1 protein-coding gene is annotated in these 15,098 nt (G+C 74.4%); it reads left to right on the forward strand.

Going from position 1 to position 15,098, the window contains the following annotated elements:
* The first annotated feature begins 2 nt into the window (after positions 1 to 2).
* The gene (locus ACZ69Q_RS06425) at positions 3 to 15,086 is read left to right on the forward strand and encodes a type I polyketide synthase (protein ID WP_471037275.1); all 15,084 of its coding nucleotides are present in this window, start codon (positions 3 to 5) and stop codon (positions 15,084 to 15,086) included.
* Positions 15,087 to 15,098 lie beyond the last annotated feature (12 nt).

Here is a 15,098-nt window from a genome sequence, read left to right on the forward strand (position 1 = left end):
CCATGCCGGACGAAGCAAAACTCGTCGAGTACCTCAGGTACGTCACCGCCGACCTGCACGAGACCCGGCGACGTCTCGACGAGGCCGAGTCGGGGCGCCACGAGCCGGTCGCCGTGGTCGGCATGGCCTGCCGTTTCCCCGGCGGGGTGCGGACGCCGGAAGAGCTGTGGGAGCTGGTCGCCTCCGGCACCGACGCCATCACCGCGTTCCCCGCGGACCGCAACTGGGACCTCCAGGGCCGCGGCGGCTTCCTGGACGACGCCGGCGGCTTCGACGCGGGCTTCTTCGGCATCAGCCCGCGCGAGGCACTCGCGATGGACCCGCAGCAGCGGCTGCTGCTGGAGACCGGCTGGGAGGCGTTCGAGCGGTCCGGCATCGACCCGCAGGGCCTGCGTGGCAGCCAGACCGGCGTCTTCGTCGGCACCAACGGCCAGGACTACGTCCGCCTCGTGCACACCGCGAAGGAGGACCTGTCGGGACACGCCGGCACCGGCCTCGCCGCCAGCGTGATCTCCGGCCGCGTCGCCTACGTCCTCGGCCTGGTCGGCCCGGCGGTCACCGTGGACACCGCGTGCTCGTCGGCGCTGGTGTCGCTGCATCTGGCGGCGCAGGCGCTGCGCAGCGGCGAGTGCTCCCTGGCCCTGGCCGGCGGCGTCACCGTGATGACGACCCCGGCCGCCTTCGCCGGTTTCGACGTCCAGGGCGGCCTCGCCGCCGACGGCCGCTGCAAGGCGTTCTCCGACGACGCCGACGGCACCACCTGGTCGGAGGGCATCGGCGTCGTCGTACTGGAGAAGCTCTCGGACGCGATACGCAACGGCCGCCGCATCCTGGCCGTGGTGAAGGGCTCGGCGGTCAATCAGGACGGTGCGTCCAACGGTCTGACGGCGCCGAACGGGCCGTCGCAGCAGCGGGTGATCCGGCAGGCGTTGGCGTCGGCGGGGTTGAAGCCGGCCGAGGTGGACGCGGTGGAGGCGCACGGCACCGGCACCCGACTGGGTGATCCGATCGAGGCGCAGGCGCTGCTGGCGACCTACGGTCAGGACCGTGAACGGCCGCTGCTGCTGGGCTCGGTGAAGTCCAACATCGGGCACACGCAGGCCGCGGCCGGTGCCGCGGGACTCATCAAGGCCGTCATGGCCCTGCGCCACTCCGTCCTGCCGCCCACCCTGCACGTCACCCGCCCCTCCGGGCACGTCGACTGGACGGAGGGTGCCGTCGAGATCGCCACGACCACCACCGACTGGCCCGACACGGGGCATCCGCGTCGTGTCGGTGTGTCGTCCTTCGGTATCAGCGGCACGAACGCCCACGTCATCGTCGAGCAGCACACCCCGACCGCCGCCGAGCCGGAGCAGCCCGAAGTCACCCCCGGCGTCGTCGCCTGGCCGATCTCGGCCCGCACCGAGGCCGCACTGGAAGAACAGCTCGACCGGATCCGCGCGCAAGCGCAGGGGCGCCCGGCGCTGGACATCGGCTACTCACTGGCCATCGGCCGCTCGGCCTTCTCCCACCGGGCCGTCCTGCTCGCTACTCCCGACGGACTCTCCGAGGTCGCGAGGGCGGTCGCCGAGCCCGGTCCGCTTGCTGTGCTGTTCTCGGGTCAGGGGGCTCAACGGCTGGGTATGGGTCGGGAGTTGTATGGCCGGTTCCCGGTGTTCGCGCAGGCCCTCGATGAGGTGTTGGGGCTGTTGCCGCCTGGGGTGCGGGAGGCTATGTGGGGTTCGAGCCCGGAGGCGTTGGAACGTACGGGGGTGGCGCAGCCCGCGTTGTTCGCGGTCGAGGTGGCGCTGTATCGGCTGGTCGAGTCGCTGGGCGTCGTGCCCAAGTACGTGGCCGGTCATTCCGTCGGCGAGATCACGGCCGCACACGTCGCTGGAGTGCTGTCGCTGGCGGACGCGTGTGTGCTGGTGTCTGCGCGGGCGCGGTTGATGGAGGCGTTGCCGGAAGGCGGCGCGATGGTCGCGGTGGAGGCGGCCGAGGAGGAAGTGGTCCAGCATCTGGCGGACGATGTGGCGTTGGCCGCGGTCAACGGGCCGCGTTCCGTGGTGCTTTCCGGTACCGAGGGCGGTGTTGAGCGGGTGCTGGCCGCACTGGGGGAGCGGCGCCGCACACGTCTGTCCGTCAGCCACGCCTTCCACTCGCCGCTGATGGACCCGATGCTCGACGACTTCCGCACCGCCCTCACCGGGCTCACCGCCCACGAGGCGCACATCGATGTCGTCTCCACCCTCACCGGGGCGCCGATCCGGCCGGCCGGCCTCGCCTCGCCCGACCACTGGGTGCGGCACGCCCGGGAGACCGTGCGTTTCGCCGACGGCGTCAGTGCCCTCGCGGACGCGGGCGTGCGGCACTTCCTGGAGGTCGGCCCGGACGCCGTCCTCACGCCCCTGGTCGAGACCGCCGTACCGTTGCTGCGCCGGGACCGCGACGAGGAGACGGCCGCCGTGACGGCACTGGCCCGGCTCCACGCCGGTGGCGTCCCCGTGGACTGGCCGGCGCTCTCCGCCGGGACCGGCGCCCGCACCGTCGATCTGCCCACCTACCCCTTCCAGCACGAGCACTACTGGCCCGAGCCCGCCGACGCGGTGGCCCTGGCCGCCTCCGGTGACGGTGTGGACGCCGAGTTCTGGGCGGCCGTGGAGCGAGAGGACCTGGCGGCGCTCGCCAACCGGCTGGACATCGGCACCGAAGCGCTCGGCGGTGTGGTCCCCGCGCTGTCCGCCTGGCGCAGCAGACGGCGCGCCCGGTCGCTGTCCGACGCGCTGCGCTTCCGCGAGACATGGCAGCCGCTGCCCACGGCACCGCCCGCCGGACCCTCCGGCACCTGGCTCGTCCTGCTGCCCGCCGACGGGCCCGACGCCGACGGCGCCTGGCTCGACGCCGTGACCGGCGCGCTCGGACCTGACACCGTGACCGTCCGGGTCGGCAAGCGGCCGGCACGTGGCGAACTCGCCGAGGAACTGTCCCGGCTCACCGCCGACGGCACCCGTTTCACCGGGGTGCTCTCTCTGCTCGCCGGGACCGACGCCACCCGCTGGACCAGTGTTCCCGTCGGCCTCGTCGACACCGCCGTACTGCTCCAGGCCATGGACGACGCCGGGATCCGCACCCGGATCTGGGCCGCCACGCGCGGCGCGGTCGCCGCCTCGCCCGATGACACCGTGCAGCCGCTGCAAGCCGCGCTGTGGGGTCTGGGGCGGGTCGCCGCTCTGGAGTACCCCGACCGGTGGGGCGGGTTGATCGACCTGCCCGGGGAGCCGGACGACGTCGCGCTGCGTCGGTTCACCGCCTTCCTCGCCGCTCCCGGTGACGAGGACGAGGTCGCCGTGCGCGGCACCGGCCTCTTCGGACGTCGTCTCGTGCCGGCGCCGGGTGCGGACGAGGCCCCGGTGTGGGAGCCGTCGGGGACCGTCCTGATCACGGGTGGCACGGGTGCGCTGGGCGGTCATGTGGCCCGGTGGGCGGCCGAGCACGGCGCCGAGCACCTGCTGCTGCTGAGCCGGCGTGGCCGGCAGGCGCCCGGGGCGGCGGAGTTGGAGACGGAGCTGACCGCGCTCGGGGTGCGCGTGACCATCGCCGCGTGCGACACGGCCAACCGTGCGGAGCTCACGGCCGCGCTGGAGGCGATCCCGGCCGACGTGCCGCTCACCGCCGTCATCCACGCCGCCGGCGTCCTCGACGACGCCGTACTCAACGGCCTCACCCCGCAGCGCTTCGGCGCGGTGTTCCGCGCGAAGGTCAGCCCCGCGCTGCTCCTGGACGAACTCACCCGCGAGCATGGCCTGTCGGCGTTCGTGCTGTTCTCGTCGGTGGCCGGTGCGGTCGGCAACCCCGGACAGGGCAACTACGCCGCCGCGAACACGGTGTTGGACGCTCTTGCCCAGCGCCGCCGTGCCGAGGGCCTGCCCGCCACGTCCGTCGCCTGGGGTGCCTGGGACGGCGGAGGCATGGCCGCCGCGCTGACCGAGGCGCTGCGTGAAACCGGCACCACCGCCCTGGAACCCGGGCTCGCCCTCGGCGTGCTCGCCGAACTCGCCGTCGACGCCGCGCCCGTGACCGTCGTCGCCGACCTCCAGCAGCAGGACACCCTGCGGATGCTGTTCAGCATCCGCCCGTGCGCCGCCCTCAGCGCCCTGCCCACCGCCGAGGAGGCCCGCAGCGCGGCCCGCAGGCTCCGCGACGACACCCGCTCCGCCGCCTCCGTGCTGCGTCGCAAGGTGTACGCCGCCCCCGAGGACGAGCGTGTCCCGCTTCTGCTCGAACTCGTCCGCACGCACGCCGCAGGCGTCCTCGGCCACGCCGGACCGGAGGCCGTGGACGCCGAACGCGCCTTCCACGACATCGGCTTCGACTCGCTGACGTCGATGGAACTGCGCAACCAGCTCGCCCGCGCCACGGGCCTCGCCCTGCCCGCGAGCCTCCTCTTCGACTTCACCCGGCCCCGCACCCTCGCCGAGCACCTCGCCGCAGAACTCCTCGGCAGTCAGGACGAGTCGGACGGCCCGCTGCTCGCCGCGGAGCCCGCCGACACCACCGATGACCCGGTCGTCGTGGTCGGCATGGCCTGCCGCTTCCCCGGCGGCGTGCAGACTCCGGAGCAGCTCTGGGAACTGGTCGCCTCCGGCGGCGACGCCATCACCGCCTTCCCCACCGACCGCGGCTGGGAGATCCAGGGCCAGGGCGGCTTCCTGCACGACGCCGCCGACTTCGACCCCGGGTTCTTCGGCATCAGCCCGCGCGAAGCGGTCGCCATGGACCCGCAGCAGCGTGTCCTGCTGGAGACCGGGTGGGAGGCGTTCGAGCGGTCCGGCATCGACCCGCAGAGCCTGCGCGGCAGCCGCACCGGCGTCTTCGTCGGCAGCAACGGCGTCGACTACCACCACCTCATCGCCCGCGCCAAGGACATGGAAGGCCGCGGCGTCATGCTGTCGGCCAGCGTGATCTCCGGTCGGCTCGCCTACGTCTTCGGCCTGGAGGGCCCGGCGGTCACCGTGGACACGGCCTGCTCGTCGGCGCTGGTGTCGCTGCACCTGGCGGCGCAGGCGCTGCGCAGCGGCGAGTGCTCCCTCGCCCTGGCCGGCGGCGTTACCGTCATGACCACCTCCGCCGCCTTCATGGGCTTCCGCCACCACGGCGGCCTCGCCGAGGACGGCCGCTGCAAGGCCTTCGGCGACGACGCCGACGGCACCGGCTGGTCCGAGGGCGTCGGCATGGTCGTACTCGAACGACTCTCGGACGCCGTGCGGCACGGGCATCCCGTCCTCGCCACAGTGCGCGGCTCGGCGGTCAATCAGGACGGTGCGTCCAACGGTCTGACGGCGCCGAACGGGCCGTCGCAGCAGCGGGTGATCCGGCAGGCGTTGGCGTCGGCGGGGTTGAAGCCGGCCGAGGTGGACGCGGTGGAGGCGCACGGCACCGGCACCCGACTGGGTGATCCGATCGAGGCGCAGGCGCTGCTGGCGACCTACGGTCAGGACCGTGAACGGCCGCTGTTGCTGGGCTCGGTGAAGTCCAACATCGGGCACACGCAGGCCGCGGCCGGTGCCGCGGGACTCATCAAGGCCGTCATGGCCCTGCGGCACGCCGTCGTCCCGCGCACCCTGCATGCCGACGTGCCGTCGTCCCACGTCGACTGGTCCGTTGGGGCCGTCGAGATCGCCACCGCCAACACCGACTGGCCCGACACCGGCCGCCCGCGCCGCATGGGCGTGTCCTCGTTCGGCATCAGCGGCACCAACGCCCACGTCCTCCTGGAGCAGGCCCCGCGGGTCGAGGCGGAGGAGACGGTCGCTGTCACCCCGCGCGTCGTGCCGTGGCCCGTCACCGCCGTCAGCGAGGCCGCCCTCGACGCCCAGCTCACCCGCATCCGCGCCCACGCGGAGGACCACGCACCCGTGGACGTCGGCCACTCCCTGGCCATCGGCCGCTCGGCCTTCTCCCACCGGGCCGTCCTGCTCGCTCCGCCTGACGGACTCGCCGAGGTCGCGAGGGCGGTCGCCGAGCCTGGTCCGCTTGCTGTGCTGTTCTCGGGTCAGGGGGCTCAACGGCTGGGTATGGGTCGGGAGTTGTATGGCCGTTTCCCGGTGTTCGCGCAGGCTCTCGATGAGGTGTTGGGGCTGTTGCCGCCTGGGGTGCGGGAGGCTATGTGGGGTTCGAGCCCGGGGGCGTTGGAGCGTACGGGGGTGGCGCAGCCCGCGTTGTTCGCGGTCGAGGTGGCGCTGTATCGGCTGGTGGAGTCGCTGGGTGTCGTGCCCAAGTACGTGGCCGGTCATTCGGTCGGTGAGATCACGGCCGCACACGTCGCTGGAGTGCTGTCGCTGGCGGACGCGTGTGTGCTGGTGTCTGCGCGGGCGCGGTTGATGGAGGCGTTGCCGGAGGGCGGCGCGATGGTCGCGGTGGAGGCGACCGAGGCCGAGGTGCTCCCGTATCTGACGGAGGACGTGTCCCTGGCCGCGGTCAACGGGCCGCGTTCCGTGGTGCTTTCCGGTACCGAGGGCGGTGTTGAGCGGGCGTTGGCGGCACTGGGGGAGCGGCGGCACACCCGTCTGTCCGTCAGTCACGCCTTCCACTCGCCGCTGATGGACCCGATGCTGGACGACTTCCGCACCGCCCTCGCCGGTCTGACCTTCGGCGAGCCCACTCTGCGTCTGGTCTCCAACCTGGCCGGGGGTGACGGGCGTTCCGTCGAGCACTGGGTGCGTCATGTCCGTGAGACCGTACGGTTCGCCGACGGTCTGCGGGCGCTCGGGGACGCGGGCGTGCGGCACTTCCTGGAGATCGGCCCGGACGCGGTTCTCACCCCGCAGGTCCGGGAGAGCGTCACGGACGCCACCGAGGCCGTGCCGCTGCTGCGCCGGGACCAGGACGAGGAGACGGCCGCCGTGACCGCGCTGGCCCGGCTCCACACCACCGGCGTCCCTGTTGACTGGCCCGCCTTCTTCACCGGGACCGGCGCCCGCCGCGTCGACCTGCCCACGTACGCCTTCCAGCGGGCCCGGTACTGGCCCGAGGCCGCCGAGACGGCACCGCAGGGCTCCGGCGCGGACGCCGAGTTCTGGGCCGCCGTGGAGCGCGCGGACATCACCGCCCTCGCCGGGCGCCTCGACGTGGCCCCCGACGCGCTCGACGCGATCGTCCCCGCGCTGTCCTCCTGGCGCAGCCGCAACCGGGTACGTACGACCGTCGACTCCTGGCGTCACCGCGAGACCTGGCAGGCGCTGACCGCCACGGCATCCGGCCGTCGTGAAGGCACCTGGCTCGCGGTCCTGCCCGCCGACCCGGGCGCCGCGCCCTGGGCCCGCGCCGTCACCGACGCCCTCGGCCCGGACACCGCGCTGCTCGTCGTGGACACCACCGAGCGTGACGAACTCGCGGCGCGGCTACGGCAGTTCGCGACGGCCGACCCCGTCACCCGCGTCATCTCCCTGCTGGCCGCCGACACCGCCACGCTCTCCGGTGACGTGCCCGCCGGCCTGCCCGCGACGGCCCTGCTCCTCCAGGCACTCGACGACGCCGGTCTCGACGCACCGGTGTGGTCGGTGACCAGTGGCGCCGTCGCCACCGCCGGTTCCGGTGAGGGCCCCGTCGATCTGGCGCAGGCTGCCCTGTGGGGGCTGGGGCGGGTCGCCGCTCTGGAGTATCCGGACCGGTGGGGCGGGTTGATCGACCTGCCCGGCTCGCCGGACGATGCCGCGCTGCGCCGGTTCACCGCCTTCCTCGCCGCTCCCGGTGACGAGGACGAGGTCGCCGTGCGCGGGGCCGGTGTCTTCGGCCGGCGTTTCGTGCCGGCGCCGGGCGTGGACGAGGCTCCGGTGTGGGAGCCGTCGGGAACGGTGCTGATCACGGGTGGCACGGGCGCGTTGGGCGGGCATGTGGCCCGTTGGGCGGCCGAGCACGGCGCCGAGCACCTGCTGTTGCTCAGTCGGCGTGGCCGACAGGCGCCCGGTGCCCAGGAGTTGGAGGCCGCGCTCGGGGTGCGCGTGACCATCGCCGCGTGCGACACGGCCAACCGTGCGGAGCTCACTGCCGCGCTGGAGGCGATCTCGCCCGACGTGCCGCTCACCGCCGTCATCCATGCCGCCGGTGTCCTCGACGACGCCGTACTGGACGGGCTCACCCCCGACAGGTTCGCGGACGTCTTCCGGGCGAAGGTCCAACCGGCGCTGCTGCTGGACGAGTTGACCCGCGAGCGCGACCTGTCGGCGTTCGTGCTGTTCTCGTCGGTGGCCGGTGCGGTCGGCAACCCCGGACAGGGCAACTACGCCGCCGCGAACACGGTGTTGGACGCTCTTGCCCAGCGGCGCCGTGCCGAGGGCCTGCCCGCCACGTCCCTCGCCTGGGGTGCCTGGGACGGCGGAGGCATGGCCGCCGGAGTCCAGGACACCGAACGCGCCTCCGGGGCCGCGCTGCTCGACCCCGGCGCAGCGCTCACCGCGCTCGCCGAACTCGTCGCCGAACCGCACCCCGTCACCGTGGTCGCCGACCTCCAGCATCCGCCGTTCCTCCAGGCGCTGTTCAGCCTCCGACCGTCGCCCGCCCTTGCCGCCCTCCCCGCCGGCCGGGAGGCGCTGCGCACCGCACGCACCTCCCGGTCCGCCGGTGATGAGGCCCGGCGAGCGCTACGCGACCGGGTGCACGCGACGCCCGCCGGCGAGCGGCTGCCGCTGCTGCTCGACCTGGTGCGCACGCAGGCCGCCGCCGTACTCGCGCACCCCGACCCCGCCGCGATCCGCCCCGACAAGCCCTTCCAGGACCTCGGCTTCGACTCGCTCACGTCGATGGAGCTGCGTACCCGGCTGGCCCGGGTCACCGGCCTGCCGCTGCCCGCCGGTCTGCTCTTCGACCACCCGCGACCGCGCACGCTGGCCGAGCATCTCCTCGACACCCTGCTCGGCGAACCGGTCGCCGCCGCCGCGCCGCTGCCGACCGGTCGGGCCACCCCCGACGAACCCCTCGCGATCGTCGGCATGGCCTGCCGCTTCCCCGGCGACGTCCGGTCCCCGGAAGACCTGTGGGAGCTCGTCGCGGGCGGCCGGGACGCCATCGGCCCGTTCCCCACCGACCGGGGATGGGACCTCGACGTCCTCACGGGGGCGGGCCGGGGGCACAGCGCCACCGCCGAGGGCGGATTCCTCAGCGACGTCGCCGACTTCGACCCGGAGTTCTTCGGCATCAGCCCGCGCGAGGCCCTGGCGATGGACCCGCAGCAGCGCGTCCTGCTGGAGACGACCTGGGAAGCCTTCGAGCGGGCCGGCATCGACCCGCACACCCTGCGCGGCAGCCGCACCGGCGTCTTCGTCGGCACCAACGGCCAGGACTACGCCGAACTCGTCTCCCGTTCCAGCGAGAACATGGAGATGCACCTCGGCACCGGCCTCGCGGCCAGCGTCATCTCCGGCCGCATCGCCTACGTGTTCGGCCTGGAGGGGCCCGCGGCCACCGTCGACACGGCCTGCTCCTCCTCCCTGGTCTCCCTGCACCTGGCCGCCCAGGCGCTGCGCGGCGGTGAGTGCGAACTCGCCCTCGCCGGTGGCGTCACGGTGATGACCAGCTCCTCCAGCTTCTCCGGCTTCACCGCGATGGGCGGCCTCTCCGGGGACGGCCGCTGCAAGGCGTTCTCCGATGCGGCCGACGGCACCGGCTGGTCCGAGGGCGTCGGAGTCCTCGTCGTGGAGCGGCTGTCCGACGCCGAACGGCACGGGCACCGCGTCCTCGCCGTGGTCCGCGGCTCCGCCGTCAACCAGGACGGCGCCTCCAACGGGCTCAGCGCCCCCAACGGGCCCTCCCAGCAGCGCGTCATCCGTCAGGCCCTCGGCGCCGCCGGGCTCACGCCCGCCGACATCGACGCCGTCGAGGCGCACGGCACCGGCACGACGCTCGGCGACCCCATCGAGGCAGAGGCCCTGATGGCGGTGTTCGGGGCGCCCGAGCGCGCCCGGCCGCTGCTGCTCGGCTCGGTGAAGTCCAACATCGGCCACACCCAGGCCGCCGCCGGAGTCGCCGGCGTCATCAAGACCGTCATGGCCCTGCGCCACGGCACCCTGCCGCCCACCCTGCACGTCGAGACACCGTCCTCGCACGTCGACTGGTCCTCGGGCCCGGTGACACTGCTCGACCACGCCATCCCGTGGCCGGTCACGGGCCGGCCCCGCCGGGCGGGCGTGTCCTCGTTCGGCATCAGCGGCACCAACGCGCACGTCGTCCTCGAACAGGCCGCCGACCCGGTCCCGTCTGCGACGGCCGCCGACAAGGGCGCCGCGGCGGAGGCCGAGCGTGCGTTGCCGTGGGTGCTGTCCGCCCGCACCCCCGCCGCACTGCGCGGCCAGGCCGCCGCGCTCGCCGACGGCATCAGCCACAAGCCCGCCGCGGACCTCGCGGACGTGGCCCACGCCCTCGCCGCCGACCGGGCCGTGTTCGAGCACCGCGCGGTCGTCGTCGGCACCGGCCGCGACGCCCTCCTCGCCGGACTGGACGCGCTCGCCGCGGGCGACGCTCCGGCCGCCGGCGTCGTGCGCGGCACCGGCGACGGCGAGGGACGTACCGTACTCGTCTTCCCCGGGCAGGGCGCCCAATGGGCCGGCATGGGTGCCCAGTTGCTGGAGGAGTCCCCGGTGTTCGCCGCGCGCATCGCCGAATGCGCCGCCGCGCTCGCCGAGTTCACCGACTGGTCCCTCACCGACGTCCTGCGCGGCGCCGACGGCGCCCCCGCACTGGAGCGCGTGGACGTCGTCCAGCCGGCAACCTGGGCGGTCATGGTCGCGCTCGCCGCGGTCTGGGAGGCACACGGTGTCGTCCCCGACGCGGTCCTCGGGCACTCCCAGGGCGAGATCGCCGCGGCCGTCGTCGCCGGGGCGCTGTCCCTGACCGACGGAGCCCGCGTCGTCGCACTGCGCAGCCAGGCCATCGCCCGCCGGCTCGCCGGACGCGGCGGCATGATCGCGGTCCCGCTGCCCGCCGCCGACGTCGAACCCCTCATCGCCGCCCGCGACGGGCAGCTCTCCCTCGCCGCGGTCAACGCGCCCGACGCCGTCGTCGTCAGCGGCGACGCGGCCTCGCTCGACGAGTTCTTCGGCCGGCTCACCGACGACGGCGTCCGCGTCAAGCGCATCGCCGTCGACTACGCCTCCCACTCAGCCCATGTCGCCGACCTGCACGCCGACCTGCTCACCGACCTCGCGCCCCTCACCCCCCGCGCCCCGCGGATCCCGCTGCTGTCCACGGTCACCGGCGAACGCCTCGACACCGCCGCGATGGACGCCGAGTACTGGTACCGCAACCTGCGACAGACCGTGCGGTTCGCGGACGCCGTCCAGGCGCTGCTCGACCAGGGCTTCACCCGGTTCGTGGAGTGCGGTCCGCACCCCGTGCTCGCCGGCGCCGTCCAGTCGTGCGCCGAGGCGGCCGGCACCGACGCCGTCGCCGTCGGCACACTGCGGCGCGGCGAGGACGGCACGGACCGCGTGCTCACCTCCCTCGCCGAGGCCTTCGTCCGCGGGGTGCCCGTGGACTGGGCGGCAGCGGTCGGCGGCCGTTCCCGGGCCGTCGACCTGCCCACGTACGCCTTCCAGCGGCAGCGGTACTGGCCCACCGCCGGGGCCGTGACCACCGACGTGTCCGGCGCCGGCCTCGACGCGACCGGGCACCCGCTGCTCGGCGCCGCCGTCACCGTCGCCGACTCCGGCGACCTGGTCCTCACCGGCACCCTGTCCCTGTCCGCACAGCCCTGGCTCGGACAACACCGCGTGTCCGGCGCCGTGTTCTTCCCCGGCACCGGCTTCCTCGAACTCGCCGTCCGCGCCGGTGACGCCGCCGGCTGCGGCCGAGTCGACGAGCTCACCATCGCCGCCCCGCTCGTCCTGCCCGAACGTGGCGCCGTCCAGGTGCAGGTCCGGGTCGACGCGGCCGACGAGGAGGGCCGGCGCGGCATCCGGTTCCACTCCCGGCCGGCCCGCGGCGACGCCCCCTGGCAACTGCACGCCACCGGCGTCCTCTCCCACGACCCCGCCACCCCGGCCCCGCTCGACACCACCCAATGGCCGCCCGCCGGAGCCACCGAGATCGACGTCAGCGACATCTACCGGCGCTACGCCCGCGCCGGACTCGACTACGGGCCCGCCTTCCAGGGACTGCGCGGCGTGTGGCGGCTCGACGACGACGCCTACGCCGAGGTCGTCCTGCCCGAACCGGCAGGCACCACCCAGGGCCTCGGACTGCACCCCGCGCTCCTGGACGCCGTACTGCACGCCGGTGTCCACGCGGGCGAGGAGAACCACGAGCGGATGCTGCCGTTCGGCTGGCAGGACGTCACCCTGCACGCCTCCGGCGCGACCGTGCTGCGTGCCCGCATCACCCGCACCGGCCCCGACACCCTCACCATCGCCGCGACGGACGTCGAGGGCGACCCCGTCGTCACCGTCGGCACCCTCACCCTGCGCGCCGGCACCGACCGGCCCACCGCCACCGCCGCCGACGACCCGCGCGAGGCCCTGCTGCACCTCACCTGGGAACCCGCGCCGGCCGACCTGCCCGCACCCGCGGGCGCCCGCTGGGCAGTCGTCGGCGACGACGCCCACGGCCTCGGCCAGGCCCTGGCGCTGGCGGGGGAGAGCGTGGTCGCCTACGCCGAGACCTTCGCCGCCGCCATCGGCGAGGACGGCGACAACGGGCCCGTCCCGCACGGCTTCCTCCTCTCCGTCACCGGCGGCGAAGGCCCCGACGCCGTGCACGACACCGTCACCCGGACCCTGACGCTGCTTCAGGACTGGCTCGCCGACGAACGACTCGACCGCTCGCGGCTCCTCCTCGTCACGCGCGGCGCCGTCGCCCCTGACGGCGATGAGGTGACCGACCCGGCCGCGGCCGCCGTATGGGGGCTCGTCCGCTCGGCCCAGTCGGAGAACCCGGGCCGCTTCGTCCTGGTCGACCTCGACGAGGCGGAGACCTCCGCCACGGCCCTGCCCGCCGTGCTCGTCGCCGAAGAGGAACAGTGGGCGGTCCGCGACGGCCGCCCGCGCGTGCCCAGGCTCGCCCGGACCACCTCCGAGCGGCCGGACGAGAGCACCGGCGGCGTCCCCGACGGGAGTCCGGGCGGCACCGGCGGGATCGCCGACTGGAACCCGGACGGCACCGTCCTCATCACCGGCGGCACCGGCGGCCTCGGCGGCGAACTCGCCCGGCACCTCGTCACCCGGCACGGCATACGTCATCTGCTGCTGGCGTCCCGTGGCGGCGAGGCCGCGCCCGGCGCCGACGCCCTGCGCGCCGAACTCACCGACGCCGGCGCCTCGGTGACCGTCGCGGCCTGTGACGTCACCGACGCCGACGCCGTCGACGCACTGGTCGCCGCCGTGCCCGCGGAGCACCCGCTGACCGCCGTCGTGCACACCGCGGGCGCCCTCGACGACGGCGTGCTGTCCTCGCTGACCGCCGAGCGGGTCTCCGCCGTGCTGCGCCCCAAGGCCGACGGCGCCTGGCATCTGCACCGCGCCACCCGCGAGTCGGACCTCGCCGCGTTCGTGCTCTACTCCTCGGTCTCCGGCGTCCTCGGCAGCCAGGCCCAGGCCGGCTACTCCGCCGCCAACGCCTACCTCGACGCCCTCGCCCTCCACCGCCGCGCACAGGGGTTGCCCGCCACCTCCCTGTCCTGGGGGTTCTGGGCCCGCCGTACCGGCATGACCGCGCAGCTCACCGAGACCGACGTGCAGCGCATGGAACGCTCCGGGACCCCGCCGCTCGGCCTGGAGTTCGGGCTCGCGCTGTTCGACGCCGCGCTCACCCGCGACGAGGCCCACCTCGTGCCGCTGCGGATCGACCGGACACGCGCCGGCGGCGACGTACCGCCCCTGCTGCGCGGCCTGCTCGGCGGAGCCCGGCGCACCGCCGCCACCGCCACCCGGTCCTTCGCCACACTCCGTGACCGGCTCGCCGGGCTCGACGCCGCCGAGCAGCACAAGGCGCTCACCGACCTCATCGTGGAGACCTCCGCCGTCCTGCTGGGCCGGCGCGAGGACGGCCCGCTGGACCCCAACCGCGAGTTCCTCACCCTGGGCTTCGACTCGCTCATCGCCCTGGAGCTGCGCAACCAGCTCGGCGAGGCCCTCGGACTGCGGGTGCCGACGTCCGCCGTCTTCGACCACCGCACCCCCGCCCGGCTCGCCCAGTGGCTCCAGGGCCAGTTGGCCGCCCTCGGCAACCGCGCGGCGGCCGGCCCCGGCACGCTCACCGCGAACACCCGCGACAGCGCCCCCGACTCGGTGGTCAACCTGTTCTTCGACACCGTCAGGAACGGCAAGACCCTGGAGGCCATGCGGCTGCTGATGGCGGTCGCGGCGACCCGCCCGCAGGTCGAACTCACCGCCGAGGTACCGGAACTGCCGCAGCCCGTCGCCCTGGCCGAAGGACCCGCGCGGCCCCGGCTGATCTGCGTCAGCGCGCCCGGCGCCACCGGCGGCGTGCACCAGTACGCCCGTATGGCCGCCCCGTTCCGCGGCAGCCGGCACGTCAGCGCGCTGCCGCTGCTCGGCTTCGCCGAGGGCGAGGCGCTGCCCGCGGACAGCGAGGCCGCGGTACGGCTCATCGCCGAGAGCGCCCTGCTGGCCAGCGAGGGCGAGCCGTTCGTCCTCGTCGGCTACTCCATGGGCGGCACCTTCGCCTACCGCGCGGCGGGCGTCCTGGAGGAGACCTGGGGCATCCGGCCCGAAGGCGTGATCATGCTCGACACGCTCAGCCTCGAGTACAAGGCGGGGGAGGGCGTCGACTGGGACCAGTTCCACGAGAACTACCTCGCCGACATGGACAAGCCCGCGGTGAAGCTCGACAGCGCCCGGCTGTCGGCGATGGCCCAGTGGTTCCTGCGGATGACCACCGGCGGCGCGGAACGCTACAAGACCGGCGTGCCGAGCCTGCTGATCCGCTGCACGGCCTCCATGCCCGCGGTCGACCGCGGCGACCAGGCCCCGCCCGTTCCGGCCCACACCACCCGCATGATCGACGCCACCCATCAGACCCTCATCGCCGAGCGGTCCCACGAGACCGCCCGGCTGATGGAGGAGTGGCTGCGGGCCCTGGAGTCCGAGGGGAACTGACCGCACCTGCCC

The sequence above is a fragment of the Streptomyces sp. NPDC036764 genome (genome assembly GCF_055609385.1).

What these genes read in the sequence shown, in the direction of transcription:
- ACZ69Q_RS06425 (WP_471037275.1), top strand. Translation starts at nt 3, where the DNA reads ATGCCGGACGAAGCAAAACTCGTCGAGTACCTCAGGTACGTCACCGCC.